The sequence below is a fragment of the Burkholderia sola genome, from assembly GCF_905400185.1.
In the GTDB taxonomy this organism is placed as follows: domain Bacteria; phylum Pseudomonadota; class Gammaproteobacteria; order Burkholderiales; family Burkholderiaceae; genus Burkholderia; species Burkholderia sola.
Genome location: NZ_FR989677.1, coordinates 1,164,216 through 1,183,239 on the forward strand (window position 1 = coordinate 1,164,216; position 19,024 = coordinate 1,183,239).

Here is a 19,024-nt window from a genome sequence, read left to right on the forward strand (position 1 = left end):
CGTGAAGGACGGCGCGGCGAGTCGATCCCGGCGCACCGCGCGTCAACGGGCCGCGTGGTGCGCGACGTCCGTTTCCGCGAAGTGTTCGGCGATGCAGTGGCGCAGCCGCGGGCCGAACACGGCAGCGATGTCGTCGGCCGAGTACGGCGCAATGACGTCGTCGATGCCGAGCGCACGGTCCACTTCCTGCTGGAGTCGCGTGAAGATTCGCTGCGCGGCGCGCTCGTCGTGCAGGTACGTATTGAGCGCGGCCGCCGTCGCGTGCGCCGCCGCCGCGTCGAGCCCGTGCGCGGCGAACGCGTCGGCCGACCATTCGTCCGCGTCGCGCGGCGCGTCGCGCATCGCGTCGACTTCGGCCAGCAGGGCGGACCCGTCAGCGCCGAGCGTCGCCACGCACATGCGGTCCGCCGCGGCGACGAGCTGATTCAGCCCGACCGTCATCTGGCGCAGCACCGTGCCCGCCGGCCATTGGCGCGCCCGCGCGATCTCGGCTTCGTCCCCCTGCAGCAGCATCGCGAGATCCTCGCGCGCGATCTCGTGCGCGAGCGGGCTCGTGTGTTCGGTGGACCAATCCTCGAAACGCGCCAGCGCGTCGCGGAACGCTTGCGTGCGCGCCTGACCGGGCACCGCGTCGAGCGCGACGATCAGCGCGCGCAACTGCTGCGCCGCACGCACCGCGAACAGGTATTTCTCGGCTTCGAGCTTCAGGAACGCCGTCGCGTAGCGGTAGAAACCGGGCTCGGCCGCGCTCGCGTCGGCGCCCGCCAGCGACGCCGGCTCGATCATCGCGCGATAGGCCTGCTCGACCATCGTCTGCGGCCCCGCGCACACCGAGTTGCGGCCGACGAGCAGGCCCGCCGCCTCGGCGATCACGTAATACGCGTCGCTGGCGAGGCACGGCGCGGCCGGATCGCCGCCCGATGCCATCCGCTTGATCAGCGAGATATGCACGATCCGGTGCATGCCGAGCGAGATCCGGTAGATGATCGACGGCACGACGGGAATGCTGTCCGGGTCGGCCGGCTGCTCGCGCCGACGGATCAGGTAGGCGGGCAGCAATTGGCACAGCTTGCTGATGAACCACAGGTCGAGCATCGACACCTCGCCGTCGTGGCCGCGCAGCCGGCAATACCCGTCGCGCAGCGTCGAGATGGTCGGCAGCACCAGGTGCCAGTGGTTTCCGAACTGCCGCAGCGACGAGATGTTCATCGGCAGCGCGTGATGAAACCGGCTGCCCTCGTACTCGCAGCGCGCGGCCTCGATCTCGATGCCGTCGCGCGATTCGGCCGGCGCGATCTCCTCGCCGAGCGGGCGAAAGAAGCTGTCGCGATAGGCGACCATCGAGCCCAGCATCGAGCGCCAGTAGAACTCCGGTTTGTCGAGCGCGCGCGGCCCGTGATAGCCGGTCGCGTACAGCGCATCGATGACGGTGAAATCAAACTCGTTCTGCATCATGGCTTCCTGAAGAGACACGGCCGCCGGCACGGCGGGCCGATAGAACGAACGGCGCGGCGACGGCGCGTCAGCGCGGCATCGACATCGGCTTGCCGGCCGTGTCGGCCGCGCGGCGCCACCGGCGCGCGAGCGCCTGCCACAGGCTCGCGAGCTCGACCCGGCAGAAGGTCCGCACGGCGCGAGGCGACCACCACCAGTAGTTCACGTTGATCGAATCGCTCAGCGATTCCACGTAGTGCCACCAGCCGGGCGGCAGGTACAGCACGTCGCCCGCCTCGAGCACGAAGTCGTGGCGCGGCGCCGACTGCACGCGCGGAAACAGCACCGGGTCCGGGTCGCTCATGTCCACCGGGCTGAAGATCACCGGCAGATCGCGGCGCTGCCGGTAATACACGTTGGCGGACTGCTCGGGCGCGAACAGCACCCAGCGCTTGCGACCGTACACCTGCACGTTCAGGTTCTCGTGCCGGTCGAAATGCATCGGCGACGAAATCCCTTCCGGGCCGAGCCAGAAGCCCGGCCGCAACACCAGCCTGCGCCTCAGCCACTGAGGCATCCAGCCGGGAAAGCCGTGCTGCTCGTGCAGCGGCACGATGTCGTCCTTCAGCTCCGGCGCCGTCGAATAGATCGCCGCGTAGGTGATGTACGCGGTGCGGGCGCTGCCCTGCGCCCGCATCGCGCGGATCGTCGCGCCCAGGCGCGCGGTTTCGTAGCGGCGCGCGCCCAGGTAGAGGTCCGGCCGGGTCGGCGTCGGCGACAGCTGCGACGTCTCCACCGTGATCTCGTGTTCGCCGTAGCGCTCGACGAAGAAATCCGGCGTCCAGCGCGTGCGCGCGGGCCACGCGTCGATGAATCCTTCCAGCACGGCCGGATGCTTCAGTCCGGCCAGAACGTCACGCATGCTCCGGCTGCCGTCGTAGCGAATCCGCGGCATCGGCACAATCTTGCTGCCAGTCATCGTGGGGCTCCTGTCGACAGGAAAATCAGGACACCTGCCAATCGCCGTTGTGCCGAAGCACGTCGCCGGGCAGCCAGCGGATCACGCGGGTGGTGGCGCCGAGCGTGTCGAGGCGCGCGTCGATCTGGTCGAGCGTGTCGGCTTCCGCCGGCTCGCCGTTGATCCAGCCGATGTCGTCGATCTCGGCGGCGATGCCGCAGAACCCGTTCGCATACGGCGCGAACGCATGGGCGCCGGCGCGCGCGCAAAGCTCGCCGATGCCGGACGGGCCGAGCGTGATGGACGGGCCGTCGCCCGCTTCCGCGATGCGCGGCAGGCGCTGCAGGTCGGTCATCGGCAGCACCATCCAGAACGTGAACAGGCCCTGCCAGAACGGCGCCTTGCGCATCTCGCGGCAACAGCTCAGGACCAGGTCGGGCCGGCCGCGCCGGGCGACGGACCGATCGATCACGTCCATCACCGAGCCCTTCGCGTCATCGCCGCTGTCGACGAGCAGAATCACCGAGAACTGCGGCGTCGTGACCCGGTAGCAATTGCCCCAGTTGCGCACGTCGTGCGGCGGCACGGCCGCGCCGATGGTCGGCTGCTCGCCGTAGAACGGCAGGATGTCGATCTCGATGTCGCCGATCCGCACCGTCTCGCCCCAGCCGGGCGCGAGCACCGTCTGCCCGACGTCGCGCAGCGACTGCTGCATGTCGTCCTGCGCCAGCAGCGATGCGACCGGGATGTGCGGCACGATGACCGGCACCGATCCGTCGCCGCCGTGCCGCAGGATGGTCGGGATGTGCCAATGGTCGAGATGCCCGTGCGTCACGAGCATGCCGTCGATCTGCCGGGCCAGGTTGGACGGCGCGCGATCGAGATCGGGCAGGCCGACGTTGCCGCCGATCGCGAGGCTGATCGGGTCGGTCAGCAGACGGGTGGTTTCGGATGCGATCAGCAGCGACGCGTGTTCGAGCCGCTGGATGCCGGGGCCGTCGAACGCCGGCCATGCCAGCCCCGCGTCGCCTTTCGGCCGTTCACAGCCGAGCAGGCGAGGGTCGGCGTACAGCTCGGACAGCGGCTGCCAGCGGTTGCGCTGCAGCGCGTCGCGCAGCGCATTCGCGAGCTGCGGCACGTCGCCGGCGGCGGTGTCGAGCACGATCGGCTCGCCGCCCTGCGGCGCCAGCGCGAGCGTCCAGCGGTCGCGGCGCTGATGCAGATCGTAGAGCAGCGCACGGCTCGCGATACAGCCGCCGGCCGCCACCGAATCCGGATCGAACAGTTCGGCCAGAAACGGATAGCGCGCAATCGCATCGCGCAACAGCGCGGCACAGGCGGCCGGTTCGAATTTCGCTTCCATGAATTGCTGCATGAGCGCGTCCTGCCGCTCGATCAGCAAGCCCAGATCATGCGCGCGCGAAGCCAGAATGCCTGTATTGAGGAAGACCCCCAGGCGATCATCGACTGACATGGTGTGTTTTACCCTCGGATTCTCTCGGCGAAACGCAAACGTGCTCCCGCGCGCGCCGTTACCGGGCCGCGAAATGCCGCATCGTTCCTTTATCTTTTATTGCGCGCTCGTGGCGCGAAGCGTCGATAATTATCTCGACAGTGCGGCCCGCACGCTCAATGGGCGCATGTCGGTCCAGTTGGCGCCGATCCATTCGAGGCAGGCATCCCGGTTTCCCGACGGGCCCACCGCCCGCCAGCCTTCCGGCACATGCTTGTCGTCCGGCCAGATCGCATATTGTTCCTCGTGATTGACGACCACTTTGAAAACGGCATCGTTTTGCGGCGTTTCGGCTTCCATGTCTCTCTCGTTTCAATAATCGATCACGCGTGTCACACGCACCACATAATTCGATATTTCGATAAGAACAGCGCGCCCGGCAGCACCGGGCGACGACTCAAGCACGCTAAAAATCGAAGCGAACCGACTTTACCATAACCCATCTTAAATCAATTACATTTCTATTGCATGAAAACAGGATAAATAATATTCTTCGGCAACCAATAATCCACCCAATTGTTTCATAAATATGCGAACAGATAGACGGAATATGCCTTTGCGAATAAATCGATAATCGGCCCAATTGTTTTGTATTTTGTTTGATTCGTTTTTAGGCGGAGTTCAGAAGCATGGTCTTGCTAGCCAGTACTCTCACCATTCCGCTCGCGCGCCCGACGGCGCGGCATCGGCTGCTGGTGTTCCATCACGCGTGCGGCGCGGCGGCCAATTACTATCGGTGGGGGGCGTCGTTCCCGGAAGACGTCGAGGTGTGGCTCATCGAGCTGCCCGGCCGCGGCCGGAGTCTGGGCGCTCGCGCGATCGATACGTTGCCCGAACTGATCGACTTCCTGCGCGCGCTGCGCCCGCTGTTGCCGCGCACCTATTCGGTGTTCGGCCACAGCATGGGAGCCTTGATCGCATACTGTTTCGCGTGCGACATGGCGCAACACGGGCATCCGCCCGCCTGGCTCGGCGCCTCCGGCGCCGATGCGCCGTTCTACCCGCATCGCCACGCGCACCGCGATGGCATGCCGGTCCATTTGCGCACCGACGCCGAGATCGTCGACTATGTCGTGTCGCTCGGCGGGACGCCCCGCGAAGTGGTGGAACACGACGCGCTACGAGCCATGCTGCTGAAGCTGGCCAAGGCGGATTTCCGCGTCGTCGAGCGGTTCTTCCCGCTGCCGTCCGCGACCGCGCTACCCTGCCCCGTCACGGTTTTCTCCGGCCGCGACGACACGTTGCTGAGCCCGGCCGGGCAACGTGACTGGTTGCGTGCGTCGCACCACACGGTCAATTTCCGCGAGTTCGATGGCGGGCACTTCTTTCTTTTGGACCATCCGGCCGCGGTTCGGCACGCAATCGGCCAGGCGTTGGCGCAGGCGGGGCAGCGCGACACCGATGATTGCGCGATACCCCAGCCATAGGGCGGGCGACCCGCTTGCCGTCATCGACCGTTGCGGAGATGCGCCGTGCGATCGCGACGCGCCCCGACTCGCGATCACATGCTCTTGATCGCCGTGCCTTGCGCGGTCACTTCGACGAAGTGATCCGCCGGCATCGGACGCCCGAGCAAGAAGCCCTGCAGCGAATTGCAGCCGAGCCGGGTCAGGAACTGCTGCTGCGCGGTCGTTTCCACGCCCTCCGCGACGATCTTCAGGTCGAGTGCCCGACCGAGCGCGACGATCGCGGAAATGATCGCGGCATCTTCGGTATCGTGTTCGAGATCCCGGATGAATCCCCGGTCGATCTTGAGCTCGCTGGCCGGCAAGCGCTTGAGATACAGCAAGCTCGAATAACCGGTGCCGAAGTCGTCGATCGAAATTCGCACCCCCATGTCGTGAAGCTGCTGCAGGATTCTCAGGCTGGCGTCGGCATCGCGCATCGCGGTCGATTCGGTGATCTCCAGCGTCAGGCAGTGCGGCTCCAGCGCGTGCCGCTGCAATGCGGCCTCCACGACCCGGATCAGGCTCGCGTGACCGAACTGCAACGGTGACAGGTTCACGGCCATCGTCCAGTCGGTTCGGCCCGCATCGCGCCACGCGCGCATCTGCCGGCACGCCTCGTCCAGTACCCATTCGCCGATCGGCACGATCAATCCGGTCTTTTCCGCAATCGAGATGAACTGATCGGGCGACATGAGGCCGCGCGTCGGGTGCTTCCATCGCAACAGCGCCTCGACGCCCATGATCGGTCCATCGGGCACTTCGAACTTCGGCTGGTAATGCAGGACCAGTTCATGCCGCTCCAGCGCCAGACGGAGTTCCTGCACGATTTTCAAGTGCTCGCGGACATTCGCGTTCATCGATGCCTCGAAGAAGCAGTACGCATCTCGGCCGAGCGCCTTGGCGTGATACATCGCCGCATCGGCATTGGTCATCAGCTCGCGGAAATCGCTGCCGTTGCCGGGATAGAGCGCGATACCGATGCTGGCCGACACGCGCAATTCGTGTTCGGACACGTGGAACGGCGCCCGAATCACCGCCAATACCTTGTCCGCCACGTCGGCCGCGTCGGCGGGCTCGTTCACGGCCACGACGAGCACGAACTCGTCGCCGCCCAGACGGGCAATCGTGTCCTGCGAGCGCAGGTTCGCGCCGATGCGCCGAGCCACGTCGACCAGCAACAGATCGCCGACATGATGACCATAGGCGTCGTTGACGGCCTTGAATCCGTCGAGGTCCATGAACATCAGCGCGAAACACCCGTGCTCGCGGTCGGTGCTCTGGATCGCCTGGTCGATCCGGTCTTCGAGCAGCACGCGGTTGGGGAGCTTGGTGAGGGTGTCGTGCAGCGCCAGATACGTCAGCTCCTGGTTCGCTTCGGCCAGCGAGGTCGCCAGTACCGCCGTGCGGGATTCCAGACGCAGGTCGAGGACCGAAACGATCAGCGCGATGGCGAGTATCGCCAACGTGGCCACGACGATGACGAGCGCCAGCCCGCCGGGATCCATGCTGGAGCCGGCGGCCCCGCAGATGCTGCCCAGCGGGAACCGGGCGGCCGCCATTCCCGTATAGTGCATGCCGGCGATGGCGGCGCCCATCAGGACCGCCGCCCCCAGATTGAGCAGGCGCACGCGAGACGAACCGGTTCGCCGAATGAATACGATCCACAGCACGGCGCCCGATGCGACGACGGCAATCGCGACCGACAGGCAGACGAGCAACGGGTCGTACCGGATGCCCGGCGACATGTGCATCGACGCCATGCCCGTGTAATGCATGCCCGCTACGCCAGTCCCCATCAACATCGCGCCGCCGCCGAGCCGGTGCCACCTGAGCGTGCCCCGACAGACGAGCCACAGCGCAACCGTGGAGCAGCCGATGGCGATCAGCAACGAAAGCACCGTCATGGCCGGATCGTATCCCAGTGGAATCGGCAACGCGAAGGCCAGCATGCCGACGAAATGCATCGACCAGATGCCCGCCCCCATCACGCTGGCCGCGCCTACCAGCCACCCATGTGCGGCGCGCCCGCCGGCCGTCTTGATACGCCCGGCCATGTCCAGCACGGTGTAGGACGCCAGGATGGCGATCAGGAGCGAAAGAAGAACGAGCAACGCGTTATAACTTGTCGGCAGCATTGTTATTTACAGATCGCTTTCGATTTGGCGTAACGAGACCCCCGGCCAGCCGGGGGCTTCGCGGATTCGCGGGAAAGTTGGGCACAAACGGAAAGCGGTGTCCGAAGGAATGGACCGGTGGTGTGACGCGTCAGGCGATTCCGACGACGACCGCTTGCAGCGGCGGATCATAAACGCGCCCTCCCGTTCAGGGAAGGATTTAGCGCTGCGGGGCGCTGGAGGAGGCGGGACGGAATCAGAACGTGTGGCGAATGCCGGCCGCGAACGTGTTGCCGGTGGGGCGAGCGCTCAGCTTGTCGTAGGAGTAAATCGCGTAGATGTCCGTGCGTTTCGACAGCAGGTGGTTGTAGCCGACAGACGCGGTGTTCCGCAGGCTGCGGGCCGCTTCGGTCGGGCCGGACCGCTTCGTGCGCGCCCACTCTGCAAGCAGGAAGTCGGCCGGCGACAACGGGATCGACACACCCGCCTCGTAAGTGTGGCTGCCGGTCGGCGTACGCGCGTCGCTTGTCATCGCCCACGCGCCGTAGAGCGTGACGATCTTGAAGTCGTATGCCGCGCCCGCCAGATAGGCGTACTGCGCGCCGACCGGCCCTGCCGCGGTATAGCGCACGCGCTGGCCCGACAACACGGCCGTGAGACCGTGCCCTCGATAGTTCAAGTGAACGCCGAGGTTACCGACGCCAGGCGAGCCCGCCACGCCGCCAAGACCATAGATGACGGTGACGCCGAACCCGTTGAAGTCCGGCGTCGTGTACTTGACGGTGTTGTTCCACACCGTATCGCCGATGATCGTCCCGCCATAGTTGGTCACGAACGTCTGCAGGACGAGTGGAGAGAAGACGGTCGAGGATCCGAACGGATTGACGACGGATTCGGCCGTATAGGCCGGGTTTCTTTGTCGCCCGAAGGTCAACTGGCCGAAGTCGCCTTGAAAGCCCACGTACGCATTGCGCGACCAGAACGGGTCCGCCGCACTGCGTCCCAGCGCGCCGTTGGCGGGTTGAAAGAAGCTTTCGAGGACGAAAATGGCGCCGACGCCGCCGCCAAGATCTTCCTTGCCGCGGATTCCCCAGAACGACGTGGTCAGCCCGCCGCTTCCCATCAGTACCGTGGACCGCGGCGTATCGCTGCGTTTGATGCTCCCGACGTAGGTGCCGATGAGGCCATAAAGCTGAACCTGGGAGCCGCTGTCTGCGTGTGCGCCGCCGGAGGTCCATACCAGACCGGCGCCGAATATCGCCGTCGCGCCGAGCGTACCGACAACGCGCCGGGCGGCCACGCGCACCACGACCTGTCGTGTCTTTTTCATTTCGGTTGTCTCCATTCATATTTTTTGAGCGGCCTTTTCCGCGGCAATCCTGTCAGCAGTACTGATGGACTACTCTTTGACGGCGGCGCTTGTTGCGAGCATGTCGCTGAAGCCACGGGCGTGACGAGCGACGAAACGCCTTCCCTCGAGGCTTCTCAGGGAAAGGCGCCGTCAGGCATGCAAGTGACTACGGGGAAATCTCTTCGAGCGAACGATTGGTCGTCTCGACCATGCGCGCGGCGACGACGAAGCCCACCGCACTGACCACGGCAAACATGACGAATACCGCGGCGATGCCTCTTCCGGTCAATACGACGCCGACGATCGCCGGCGCGACGGCAGACGCCGCGCGCAGCCACGAAGTCGCGAGACCGGTGCCGATCGCGCGCATCCGGGTGGGATAGATTTCAGGGGTGTACAGGTACAGAAGGACCGTGGTCGTGGCCATCACCGCATAGGCCGACGATCCGAGCAACATCACGGACCACGCGCTGCCCGCGCCATGAATGCCCAGTGCGGCGAGCAGGGCCGCGCTGATGATGAAGCAGGCCATTGCCCACCGGCGGCGTCCGACCCGATCGATCAGCAGCGCGCAGGCAAGCACGCCGCACGTACTCAGGACGTTCGAGATCGACGCCATCTGAAGCGACGCTTGCAGCGGCAGATGGTAGACCGTCTTGTAGAGGCTCGGCAGCCAGTTGTTGATGCCATTGGCCACGAAATAAGCGCTCGCCCACAGCAGCCACACGACGACGGTGCGGCCCCGGTAGAACGGCGAGAACAGTTCCTTCCACGTTCCCTTCCGCTTCGACTGTCGTCCGGTCATAAGGCCCGACACGCGCGCGTCCACCTCGGCCCTTTGAGTCTGCGTGTCGAGGTTGCGCTTCGTCGTGCTGGCTTCCAGCCGCTCGATGATGCGCTCGGCCTTATCGAACCGCCCGCGTGAAACGAGCCAGCGCGGCGATTCCGGCAGGCGTGCGATCAGGATCGCGACGACCATGCCGGGAATCCCGCCGATCAGGAACATATATTCCCAACCGAAGCGCGGGACGACGAACGCACCGAGCTGCGCGGCCGCGAGCAGGCCCAACGGGAAAATCAGTTCGTACAGGATGAAGAAGCGTCCGCGGCCGTGCGCTTGAGACAGCTCGTTGATGTACGTGGCGGCCACGGGCACTTCTCCGCCCACACCGATGCCTTGCAGGAAACGCATCAGAAACAGCATGTGAAAGCTGCCGGTGAACGCGCATACGACGCTCATGGCCGACATGACGCCCACCGCAATGGTGGCGCTCGGCACGCGCCCCAGGCGCTCGGCCAGCCAGCCGAACACCAACGCGCCGACGACCTGCCCAAGATAGCCGGCAGCGATCAGCACGCCGATCTGGCCGGGAGAAAGATGCCAGAGGCCCACCAGTACGGGCAGCACGAAAGCAAGCGACAGTGCGTCGAACGCATCGAACAGGGTCGCGCTGCCCATGACGATCCGTGCCCGGGTGTGCCACGTGCAAAACGGCACGTTCTCGATGCGGAACAGCAGGTTCGCCGCCCGCAGTTGCTCGCTCATGGGACGCGTTTCGCTCGCGGATCGACCAAGGTCGACGCCGCAGGCGGTCGAAGGGGTGTTCATGCTGTCTCCTGAAAAGCTGCATTTTATGAACCTTCGGCTTGCTTCTTGTTGTGCGGCACCGGTCACGTTTCTTGGTGGTTTTCCGCGACATCGGCGCCCTTTTTATCATTTGCCGAGCCTGTCGGCGGCGGCGTGCGCGACGCGGTTTCGCGCGCCGCCCCGACTGCTCGACGCCGACGGCAAGCGGACGGCGCTGCGCCGTCGTCATCCGGCTATGGACGGGCCACGCCCGAGTCAGTCGACGAGGCCGGCCGAACGAAGCGCGTCCGCGATTTCGACGTCCGCGCCTGGCGCGAGCGGCAGCAGCGGCGAGCGCACGGTGGCGTGCTGGAGGATGCCGCGGGCCACCAGACCGTGCTTGAGCGCGACGGTGCCTTCCATGTGCGACCCGCGGTGATACACGTTACGCGTCACCGGCAGCAGGCGATCGTGAATCGCGCGGGCGGCCGCGTAGTCTTTCGCCTTGCCCGCCTTGATCAGTTCGACGAGCGGCTCGGGAGCCAGGCTGCCGTAGCCGACGAGCGCCCCGTCGACGTCGAACATCGTGTGGAGCAGATACTCGTCGTGGCAGGTGAGGATTTGCAGTTCCGGACGCTCGCGTCGGATGATCGGAATCTCGACGTCCCAGCGACGCATGTTGCGCACGCCGTTTTTCATCGCGAAGACGCCCGGTTGCGCGGCGATCTCCAGCTGCGTGTCGAGGTTGTAGGTCGCCTTGGTGGCGTCCGGGTACTGGAACAGGATGAGCGGCAGCCCGCTGCCTTCGTGGATGGCGCGGTAGCGATCCTGCGGCGCACCTTTCTGATAGCCGAAGCGCAGCCAGCCGTGCGACGGATAGACCAGACCGGCCGACGCGCCGGCCTCGACCGCGCGCTTCGCCTCTTCCACCGCCACTTCCGTGCCTTCGAGCGTGATACCGGCGATCACCGGAATCTTGCCGTCGACGGACTTCACGAAGCTTTCGATGACTTGAGCCTGTTCTTTCTGCGAGAGGAACGTGCCTTCGCCGGCATGTCCGAGCACCGTCAGGCCTTTGACGCCTTCGATGCCGCCAAGCCACGCGCCCAGCCGTTGAATTGCCGCATGGTCCACCGCGCCCTCGCGGGTGAAAGGTGTAACGGGTGCCGGGACCAAACCGCGCAGATCGATCGCTTTCATGACGTCTCCAAATGTGAGCTTTTCCGCTCCTCTTTCCGGGAGGAGAGCCCGCCGTCCGTTTCGCATCGAACCGGAACGACGGTGCATGCGTTGCAGTGTAGGGACGCACGACCCATGCGAGAACGGCGCAATTGCGCATTTCAGCTATACTGATTTGACATATCTACGGGAGGCTTCGCGGTGGACTATGCGGCCTGGAAGCTGTTCATCGACGCGGCGGAACTCGGGAGCCTGAGCAAGACGGCCATTGCTTACGGGACCAGCCAGCCTCACATCAGCCGGCAGATCGTCGAGCTCGAGCAGTACTGCGGCGGCCGTCTGTTTCAACGGACTGGGCGCGGCGTGGTGTTGACCGAGTTGGGCGCGCGTATCGCGCCGCGTGTGAGGGCGTGGCTTGCCAGCACGGAGCAGTTGTCCAACGACATCCGCAGCACGGCGGGCGAGCCGATCGGCGTGGTCAGGCTCGGGATCCTGCCCTCCACCGCCCATCCCCTTGTCAGCACCCTTTACCATCGGCTTCGCGAGCGTTACCCGCTGGTGCAGTTACAGGTGCGCGAGGGTCAAGGAGCGTTGCTGGAAACCTGGCTGGAGAACGGCAGCGTCGATCTCGCCATCCTGTTTCGAAATAGTCCGACGCCGAGAAACGGCGACGAATATCTGGTCGAGGCCGCGACGTACCTGGTGGGGGCGGAAGGCGATCCGTTGACCAGTCAGCCCACGATCGCTTTTTCGAGGCTCGATGGCATTCCGCTGGTCTCTTTCTGCCGCCCCAATAGCTGGCGCGAGCGGCTCGAACAAATCGCGGGCGAACATCAGGTGTCGCTGAATTTCGCGGCGGAAGCCGATTCTCTCAGCCTGCAGGGGCACATCGTCGCCGATGGCGGCATTCATGCGTTGCTGGGCCCTTACGCGATCGCCAATCTCGAACGGGAATGCCGGTTGCAAGCGTCGATGGTGGTCGATCCGTCCGTGCCGCGCTTCATTGCACTTGCCATGTCGCCGCACGGCGAACTGACGCTGGCTTGCCGCACGGTCATGCAGCTCACGAAGGAAATCGCCCGGTCGCGCACGCTCTCGCCGGATCTTCGGTTGGGTGTGTCCGCCGCGTTCCTGCGGTCAATTTGAGCGGCTCGGCACAGTGCGTTCGCAGTCCGGATCGAGTGAGGATGTCGATCTCGGCGATGCGCTGCGTGTGGTCGGGCGCCGGCTTGCGCGGCGAACGGCGCGGTGCGCGATTTCTCCATCCGCGCCGCCCATCTCGCGCCGACCTTTAGTACGACTTGCCGCCCACCGTCGCCGCTTCCAGTTCGCGCGTGATGATCTGCGTGCCGCCGACGTTGGCGACCGACTTGACCAGACCGACGCCCGGCGCGAGCCAGTCGTCCGCGGTCGTGTTGCTCGTCAACGCCGAGTTGGTGAAGGTCTCCGTGGTGTGATAGTGGCAAGCATTCGCGAAGACCTTGCCGTTGCGGAGGCTGACCGTTTCGCGCGCGACGTACGTCCGCTGGATCGAGACGGACGTTTGCGCGCCGCCCGACGGAACGACGGGCGTATCCACGTAATTCACCGTCTCGCTTCCCGCGAGCCCGATCGTCTCGACATAGGGCGGCGAGTTCACGTCCCGCAACACGAGCGTGCTGCCGCTGTAAACCTCGCCGCCGTAGTTCGTGCGTACGCCGTTGCCGACGAGGTAGTAGTGATTGGTCTGAATCGGCGAACCGGGCGTCGTTTCGGCCTGCTGCACGAGCGCCACGCCATTGAACGTCGCCGGCGCGTAAGTCCGCGTGTACACGCCGTTGTCGACCGACGGGCTCTGCGACGTCGCTTGCGTATACATGTGCAACTGCACGGTATCGCCTTGCTGGTAAATCGGATCACAGTCGACGTTCGACGCGGTCGGCGAGCCCGGATTGCCGCCGGATGTGCCCGTGGTCGGCGTCCCGCCGCTGCCGCCGTTGTTGCTCGTCCCCGATCCGCCTGACGAAGCCGGCGAGGAATTGTCGTCGCCACCGCAAGCGGTGAGCGCGAGGCAGGTCAATGCGATCAGTGCAACGGCTTTCATCGGGATCACCTTCCAAACGAACGGGACGAACGAAGCCCGTACGCGCGAATCACGCCGCGCGCACCGACCATCAAGAATCAAGAATCAAGAATCAAGAATCAAGAATCAAGAATCAAGAATCAAGAATCAGAAATCAGAAATCAGGAGTCGGCCGGCGGCCCCCGCCGGCCCGGCGACGTCAATTGACCTGCAGTTGCCCACCGCGGCCCAGCCCGCCCTTGACGTCCTGCGCCTTGTAGCTGCGCAGCGCGACGACCATCTTGTTGTACGCGTCGATGAACGCGACGACCGTCGCCTTGCCTTCCGGCGTCGACGAGAAGCCCGCCAGCGCGCCGCCCACCCCGCCGCCGAAGCCGCCCAGCGCCGCGCCGTAGTTGGTCGCCGTCGAGCTGCCTTCCGACGCCGCGATCTGCACCGCCGAGCGCACGTCGAACAGCGTCAGCGTCACCACCGACGCCTTCGTCTGCAGGTGGCCCGCCACCGCCGCCACCGCGCTGTTGCCGATCAGCCCGCCGATCATGCTGCCGATCCCGCCGATCGGCGAATCGTTGATCACGATCTGCGGTTCCATGTAGTAGTCGGCCGCGACGCGCTGGCCCTTCTGCTGCTTCGAGCCCGCGCGGTATTCGCCCGAGTTGCGCTGCAACTGCGTGATGCGCGACAGGCGCGCGTCGCTCTTCTGGTTGCCGATCGACGTGATCACGAAGCAGTTCGACTGCTGCACCGCCAGCCGCAGCAGCGGATCGATGCTCGTCACCTTGGTCGCGCTGCCGAACTGGCCCCACCAGTCGGCGTTGCGGCCGTCGTCGACCGCGATCGTGCCGAGCGGCGACGGGCAGCGCTGCAGTTGCGAATCGGCGCCGGCGCTCGCGCCGCCGGCCGCCGCGCCTGTCACGCCGGCGTTCTGCCCGCCGGGCGTCACCACGCCGCCGCAACCCGCGACGGACGCGCCAAGCGCTGCAACCAGCGCGCCTTGAGTGAGACGTTGGGAAAGGTTGGTCTTCATGTCGTTATCGATCGATTAGCGTCGTTGTTCGGCTTATGTGTTCGTGCGAACTTCGATAAGCCCCCCGGCGTGGCGCGCGATGGTGGTCTCCCCGCTGCCGCCCCGTTGCTCGATACCCGGTCAGTAGTACCAGTACGTCTGCTGCCAGACGCCGTAGTACGGATAGCCCGAGTACCAGTAGCCGTAATAGACGTCACGCCATTGCGTGCGCCATTTCCAGTCTTCTTCGTCTTCCTTCTTGGCCTTGCGTGCAAGGTCGAGCAGCTTCTTCGATTCCTTGTCGCCGCGGCCGGCCGCGATCGACAGCCACTTCTCCGCTTCGCGCGCATCCGAGCCCATTTCCTCGAGACCGAACAGGTAGAAACTGCCGAGCGCCTTTTGCGCGTTCAGGTCGCCGCGTTCGGCGGCCTCGCGCATCCACTTGAGCGCCTGGTAGCTGTCCTGGCGCACGCCGTCGCCGCGGAAATAGCGCAGGCCGAGGTCGTGGGCGGCCTTCGGCTGGGTCTTCGCGGTTTGCTTGAGCGCGGCGATGCGTGGATCGTCCCGGTCTTCCGCATCGCCCCTTTTTTGATAGGAGACCTGATCTTTAGGGCGATAAGAACAACCTGTGTCGTCGCAGATCCGTACCGTGCCGGCGGTAACCGACGGATCCTGCGCGCACGCAGCCAGCAGCAACAGCAGCCCCGGTGCGAGTAAACGGCGATACATGGGTACTTTCCTCACGTTTCATTGGCGCCGTATTGCTTCGCGCGCTCGCCCGCGAGCATGCCCCCGGCGGTGCGACGCGCAGCGAAGACGTTCCGCGGGCTCGCACACCGAGGCTCTCTCAGGTTCTCTTTTCGGCTTGAAACATCGTTGCAGCGTCCGATGCGGCGGAAAACAGCAAGCGGGACGCAGCCCCGTGTTCCGCCTCCTGAATCCCCGCAATACTGATCGATGCTTTCTGGATTCAAATGATACATATCGGTCTATCCAATAGTCAAGATGACTTGATGACCGGCGCCGCACGCGAAGATCGCCGGGCGACAATGCGATCCGACCGCGCCGGGAGGCCGATTTCGTCGAACAGCATGATGCTAGAATAATCGGTCTATGCTGCTGAAACATCGAGGAGGAAGCCGTTCGTGCGAGCCAACAAACGCCAGCTGGTGGTAGACAAAGCGACCGAACTGTTCTCCAGGCACGGATTCCATCCGGTGGGCGTCGACTGGATCATCGACGATTCCGGTGTCGCCCGCATGACGCTGTACCGGCATTTTGCGAGCAAGGACGAGCTGATCCGCGAAGTGCTGGTCCAGCGCTACGACCTGATCGTCGGCAGCATCGCCGCGCAATTGCAGCACGTCGCCGATCCGGTCGAGCGCGTCAAGACCATCTTCGACTGGTACGCGGCGTGGTTCAGGACACCCGAATTTGCCGGCTGCCTGTTCGAGCGCGCGCTGGCCGAATTCGGCACCGCTTATGCGCCGATCTCGGATGTCGCGATCCGCTATCGCCGCAAAATGGTCGAATGGATCGCGGAACTGATCGAGGCCCTCGTGCCGCCCGAAGCCGCCAACCGGCTGGCAACGGTCTTCATGATGCTGCTGGACGGCGCCACGGTCGAGGCACGGGCGTTCAACGATTCCGCGGCTGCCGCGCGCGCGTGGCAAGCCGCGCACGCCCTGCTCGAACAGGCGATGCACGCGACGGTTCCGGCCGCCGACGGTGCGGCTAGCCCGACGTAACGCAGGTCGCGCGCCGTCGTATTGCAGGCAAACCGTCGGTGGGAAGGCGCCGGGCAAGGTCGACGCAGGCGACATCGCGAAGTCGAACGGGCCGTAACGCCCGCCCGGGCCGCCAGTGCGCGACGCGCCCGACCAGGCACGGCGATTGCGCCTGCTGGACTCCCGGGAGGCCGCGATCATGAACGACAACGATTTTCTCCAGCCGGAGCCGACGGAGCCCGCCCCGAATGCGGCCACGTGGGTCCGGCGTCTCGGTCCCGGCCTCGTCACCGGCGCCGCCGACGACGACCCTTCCGGCATCGGCACGTATTCGCAGGCGGGTGCGCAGTTCGGCTTCGAATTGCTGTGGGCGCTGCTGTTGACGTACCCGCTGATGACGGCCATCCAGCTGGTCAGCGCGAGAATCGGCCGCGTGACGGGCAAGGGTCTCGCGTCCAACATGCGCACGCACTATCCGCGATGGCTGCTGTACGGGACGGTCGTGCTGCTGATCACGGCCAACGTGATCAACATCGCCGCCGACCTGTCGGCCATGGGCGCGGCCGTCAATTTGTTGCTGCCCGGCCCGCAACAGCTCTACATCGTGTGCCTGGGCGGCGTGTCGGTCGTGCTGCAGGTGTTCGTTCCGTACGACCGCTACGCGCGATTGCTCAAATGGACCGCGCTGACGCTGCTGGCGTATGTCGCGGTCGCCCTCATCGTGCCCGTCAGCTGGGCCGAGGTCGGCCGCGCGATCGTGCAGCCCCATGCGCAACTGACCGCCGCTTATCTGACCACGGTCGTCGCGGTGCTCGGCACGACCATCAGCCCGTATCTGTTTTTCTGGCAGGCGTCTCAGGAAGTCGAGGAATTGCGCGCCGCGCCGAACCAGCGGCCGCTGCGACGCATGCCGCGTCAGGCGCCCGCGCAGTTGCGCCGGATCAGCTTCGATACGTGGTTCGGCATGGGCGTCTCGAACGTGATTGCGTTCTTCATCGTGCTGACGGCGGCGGCCACGCTGAACGCGCATCACATCGACGTCAAGACTTCCGCGGACGCCGCGCGGGCGCTCGAGCCGGTTGCCGGTCACTTCGCGTACGTGCTGTTCGCGCTCGGCATCGTCGGCACCGGCCTGCTGGCGCTGCCGGTGCTCGCGGGATCGGCCGCGTATGCGGCGGCCGGCACGTTCCGCTGGCGCAACAGTCTCGCGTTGCAGCTGGGCGTCGCGCCCGAATTCTATGCGGTGATCGTGTTGGCGATCGTCGGCGGAATCGCGTTCACGTTCACGCATTTCGACCCGATCCGCGCGCTTTACTGGAGCGCCGTCATCAACGGGGTAAGCGCCGTGCCGATCATGGTCGTGATGATGCTGATGGCGCGAAGCAGACGCGTCATGGGGGAGTTCGCCGTCAGCGGCACGCTTGCGTGGGGCGGATGGATCGCGACGCTCGCGATGGCGATCGCGGCGCTGGGCGTGTTCGTACCGGGATAAAGCCTGCGGCGCGGTTGGCACGGCTCGCTGCGCTCACTCCAGTTCGCCCCTGTTTATCGCCGTGCCGACCGCATTGCGCAGCACGTCCGCGAGCCGCTGGTTTTCGTCGATGCGGGCCTGTTCGATCGCGACGTCCTCGGCGTTGCCCGTGCGGCGCGCCCATTCCTGGCGCTCGCGCGCAAAGATCATGCGCTCGTGAACCGCGCGGATGGCCCCCCATATCGCATCCTCCGCTTTCCGGGCCTCGGCGTCGTCGAGTGAAAGCACGGAGAACGCATGCCCGGTATGGCATCGATATCGCAACGGCCGTTCGTCGCGCATGCGCCAGAGCACGCCGTTGCAACTGGGGCACGTGAGGGCGGAACGCGTCCCGATCTCGTCAAGCAGTCCCGGGTCGACGAGGCCGTCCTCTGCTATCCGGCTCTCATGGTCCAGGTCGCGCAAGTCTGCCATTTTCCGCTGCTCCTTCACACATGCGCCGTAGACCGCTGCATGAATGGTCCCCGGCAGTTCCCCGGCTTTTGCGACCGCATCGGCTCCCGTCGCGGCCAGCGCGCTGCGCGGCATCGACGGCGCTTCGCATTCGTCGGGGTCCTGAACGATACCGTAGCCGCCCCGTGCGCGAATCGCCGCCAGGCCGGCCGCGCCGTCATCGAGATCGCCGCTGAGGACGACGCCGATCGCACCGGCGCCATATTCGCGGGCGGCAGACCGGAACAGCGGATCGGCGGCCGGTCGGGCGAAGTTCTCGGCCGCGGTATCGAGCAGCCATAGATTTCCGTCACGCACGATCATGTGCCGGTCGGGCGGCGCCACGTAAATTCTGCCCGCTTGCGGCGGTTCCCCTTGTAGCGCCACGCTCGCATCCAGCGTACCCCATCGCGACAGCAGCTCCGGCAACATCGTCCGATGTCGACCAATATGCTGCACGATGCAAATCGGCACCGGAAAATCCGCGGCGACGCCGGCCACCAGCGTCCGGAGGACCGGGAGACCGCCTCGGGACGATGCGATTACGACGATATCTCGACGATCCATAGACCCCCCTTTGCGGAGATAGCCGCAAATCGGGTTCCTGAACCGGGATTCCGCCACGGGCGGCCCCGCATGCCGCAATGCGGGTCGAATGGCGATTGCCGGAAACGCCGCCGTGGCCAGCCGCGCCCGAACGAC

Annotated in this window: 16 protein-coding genes; 4 read left to right on the forward strand and 12 right to left on the reverse strand. The window is 65.5% G+C overall.

The features are described 5' to 3' along the window. Positions 1 to 42: 42 nt before the first annotated feature. The 4 genes from KR541_RS35215 to KR541_RS35230 form a co-directional block, all read right to left on the reverse strand. A complete protein-coding gene (locus KR541_RS35215) occupies positions 43 to 1,452 on the reverse strand; it encodes a hypothetical protein (RefSeq protein ID WP_216090196.1) in 1,410 nt (469 codons plus the stop codon). Positions 1,453 to 1,522: 70 nt separating this feature from the next. Next, entirely contained in the window at positions 1,523 to 2,413 is an 891-nt protein-coding gene (locus tag KR541_RS35220) for a cupin-like domain-containing protein (protein ID WP_216090197.1), read from the reverse strand. 25 nt (positions 2,414 to 2,438) lie between these two features. After that, positions 2,439 to 3,866, reverse strand: a complete 1,428-nt coding sequence (locus KR541_RS35225) for an MBL fold metallo-hydrolase (protein WP_050016060.1) — start codon at positions 3,864 to 3,866, stop codon at positions 2,439 to 2,441. A 129-nt stretch (positions 3,867 to 3,995) separates the two neighbouring features. After that, positions 3,996 to 4,205 carry an MbtH family protein gene (locus KR541_RS35230; RefSeq protein ID WP_050016062.1) on the reverse strand — a complete coding sequence of 70 codons (210 nt, stop codon included), beginning with the start codon at positions 4,203 to 4,205 and terminating at the stop codon, positions 3,996 to 3,998. Positions 4,206 to 4,534: 329 nt separating this feature from the next. Here KR541_RS35230 and KR541_RS35235 point away from each other — a divergent pair, with 329 nt between their 5' ends. Next, positions 4,535 to 5,332, forward strand: a complete 798-nt coding sequence (locus KR541_RS35235; protein ID WP_089490238.1) for a thioesterase II family protein — start codon at positions 4,535 to 4,537, stop codon at positions 5,330 to 5,332. 74 nt (positions 5,333 to 5,406) lie between these two features. Here the strand turns inward: KR541_RS35235 and KR541_RS35240 are convergent, their stop codons facing one another. The 4 genes from KR541_RS35240 to KR541_RS35255 form a co-directional block, all read right to left on the reverse strand. Further along, positions 5,407 to 7,488 carry a putative bifunctional diguanylate cyclase/phosphodiesterase gene (locus KR541_RS35240; RefSeq protein WP_050016066.1) on the reverse strand — a complete coding sequence of 694 codons (2,082 nt, stop codon included), beginning with the start codon at positions 7,486 to 7,488 and terminating at the stop codon, positions 5,407 to 5,409. A 235-nt stretch (positions 7,489 to 7,723) separates the two neighbouring features. Next, on the reverse strand, positions 7,724 to 8,797 hold the full coding sequence (locus tag KR541_RS35245) for a porin (protein ID WP_050016067.1): 1,074 nt from the start codon (positions 8,795 to 8,797) through the stop codon (positions 7,724 to 7,726). 187 nt (positions 8,798 to 8,984) lie between these two features. Further along, complete coding sequence (locus KR541_RS35250) at positions 8,985 to 10,427, reverse strand: MFS transporter (protein ID WP_050016068.1); 1,443 nt, start codon at positions 10,425 to 10,427, stop codon at positions 8,985 to 8,987. 234 nt (positions 10,428 to 10,661) lie between these two features. Further along, positions 10,662 to 11,585 carry a dihydrodipicolinate synthase family protein gene (locus KR541_RS35255; RefSeq protein WP_050016069.1) on the reverse strand — a complete coding sequence of 308 codons (924 nt, stop codon included), beginning with the start codon at positions 11,583 to 11,585 and terminating at the stop codon, positions 10,662 to 10,664. 180 nt (positions 11,586 to 11,765) lie between these two features. Here KR541_RS35255 and KR541_RS35260 point away from each other — a divergent pair, with 180 nt between their 5' ends. Then, positions 11,766 to 12,710, forward strand: coding sequence for a LysR family transcriptional regulator (locus tag KR541_RS35260; protein ID WP_050016070.1), 945 nt, complete (start codon positions 11,766 to 11,768; stop codon positions 12,708 to 12,710). A 145-nt stretch (positions 12,711 to 12,855) separates the two neighbouring features. Here the strand turns inward: KR541_RS35260 and KR541_RS35265 are convergent, their stop codons facing one another. The 3 genes from KR541_RS35265 to KR541_RS35275 form a co-directional block, all read right to left on the reverse strand. Then, entirely contained in the window at positions 12,856 to 13,647 is a 792-nt protein-coding gene (locus tag KR541_RS35265; protein WP_050016071.1) for a hypothetical protein, read from the reverse strand. Between the two features lie 178 nt (positions 13,648 to 13,825). Beyond that, entirely contained in the window at positions 13,826 to 14,653 is an 828-nt protein-coding gene (locus KR541_RS35270; protein WP_050016075.1) for a hypothetical protein, read from the reverse strand. Between the two features lie 120 nt (positions 14,654 to 14,773). Further along, a complete protein-coding gene (locus KR541_RS35275; protein WP_050016077.1) occupies positions 14,774 to 15,361 on the reverse strand; it encodes a tetratricopeptide repeat protein in 588 nt (195 codons plus the stop codon). Between the two features lie 416 nt (positions 15,362 to 15,777). On the opposite strand from KR541_RS35275, the gene KR541_RS35280 reads away from it, so the two are divergent. Continuing rightward, entirely contained in the window at positions 15,778 to 16,380 is a 603-nt protein-coding gene (locus KR541_RS35280) for a TetR/AcrR family transcriptional regulator (protein WP_050016079.1), read from the forward strand. Positions 16,381 to 16,558: 178 nt separating this feature from the next. Further along, positions 16,559 to 17,851 (forward strand): NRAMP family divalent metal transporter, encoded by a 1,293-nt coding sequence (locus tag KR541_RS35285; RefSeq protein WP_089490232.1) that lies wholly within the window; start codon positions 16,559 to 16,561, stop codon positions 17,849 to 17,851. 33 nt (positions 17,852 to 17,884) lie between these two features. On the opposite strand, the gene KR541_RS35290 is transcribed toward KR541_RS35285, so the two are convergent. Next, positions 17,885 to 18,889 (reverse strand): chemotaxis protein CheB, encoded by a 1,005-nt coding sequence (locus tag KR541_RS35290; RefSeq protein WP_050016084.1) that lies wholly within the window; start codon positions 18,887 to 18,889, stop codon positions 17,885 to 17,887. Positions 18,890 to 19,024: the final 135 nt, after the last annotated feature.

What these genes read in the sequence shown, in the direction of transcription:
- KR541_RS35265 (WP_050016071.1), bottom strand. Translation starts at nt 13,647, where the DNA reads ATGAAAGCCGTTGCACTGATCGCATTGACCTGCCTCGCGCTCACCGCT.
- KR541_RS35235 (WP_089490238.1), top strand. Translation starts at nt 4,535, where the DNA reads ATGGTCTTGCTAGCCAGTACTCTCACCATTCCGCTCGCGCGCCCGACG.
- KR541_RS35220 (WP_216090197.1), bottom strand. Translation starts at nt 2,413, where the DNA reads ATGACTGGCAGCAAGATTGTGCCGATGCCGCGGATTCGCTACGACGGC.
- KR541_RS35290 (WP_050016084.1), bottom strand. Translation starts at nt 18,889, where the DNA reads ATGGATCGTCGAGATATCGTCGTAATCGCATCGTCCCGAGGCGGTCTC.
- KR541_RS35240 (WP_050016066.1), bottom strand. Translation starts at nt 7,488, where the DNA reads ATGCTGCCGACAAGTTATAACGCGTTGCTCGTTCTTCTTTCGCTCCTG.
- KR541_RS35245 (WP_050016067.1), bottom strand. Translation starts at nt 8,797, where the DNA reads ATGAAAAAGACACGACAGGTCGTGGTGCGCGTGGCCGCCCGGCGCGTT.
- KR541_RS35230 (WP_050016062.1), bottom strand. Translation starts at nt 4,205, where the DNA reads ATGGAAGCCGAAACGCCGCAAAACGATGCCGTTTTCAAAGTGGTCGTC.
- KR541_RS35215 (WP_216090196.1), bottom strand. Translation starts at nt 1,452, where the DNA reads ATGCAGAACGAGTTTGATTTCACCGTCATCGATGCGCTGTACGCGACC.
- KR541_RS35270 (WP_050016075.1), bottom strand. Translation starts at nt 14,653, where the DNA reads ATGAAGACCAACCTTTCCCAACGTCTCACTCAAGGCGCGCTGGTTGCA.
- KR541_RS35285 (WP_089490232.1), top strand. Translation starts at nt 16,559, where the DNA reads ATGAACGACAACGATTTTCTCCAGCCGGAGCCGACGGAGCCCGCCCCG.
- KR541_RS35255 (WP_050016069.1), bottom strand. Translation starts at nt 11,585, where the DNA reads ATGAAAGCGATCGATCTGCGCGGTTTGGTCCCGGCACCCGTTACACCT.
- KR541_RS35225 (WP_050016060.1), bottom strand. Translation starts at nt 3,866, where the DNA reads ATGTCAGTCGATGATCGCCTGGGGGTCTTCCTCAATACAGGCATTCTG.
- KR541_RS35250 (WP_050016068.1), bottom strand. Translation starts at nt 10,427, where the DNA reads ATGAACACCCCTTCGACCGCCTGCGGCGTCGACCTTGGTCGATCCGCG.
- KR541_RS35275 (WP_050016077.1), bottom strand. Translation starts at nt 15,361, where the DNA reads ATGTATCGCCGTTTACTCGCACCGGGGCTGCTGTTGCTGCTGGCTGCG.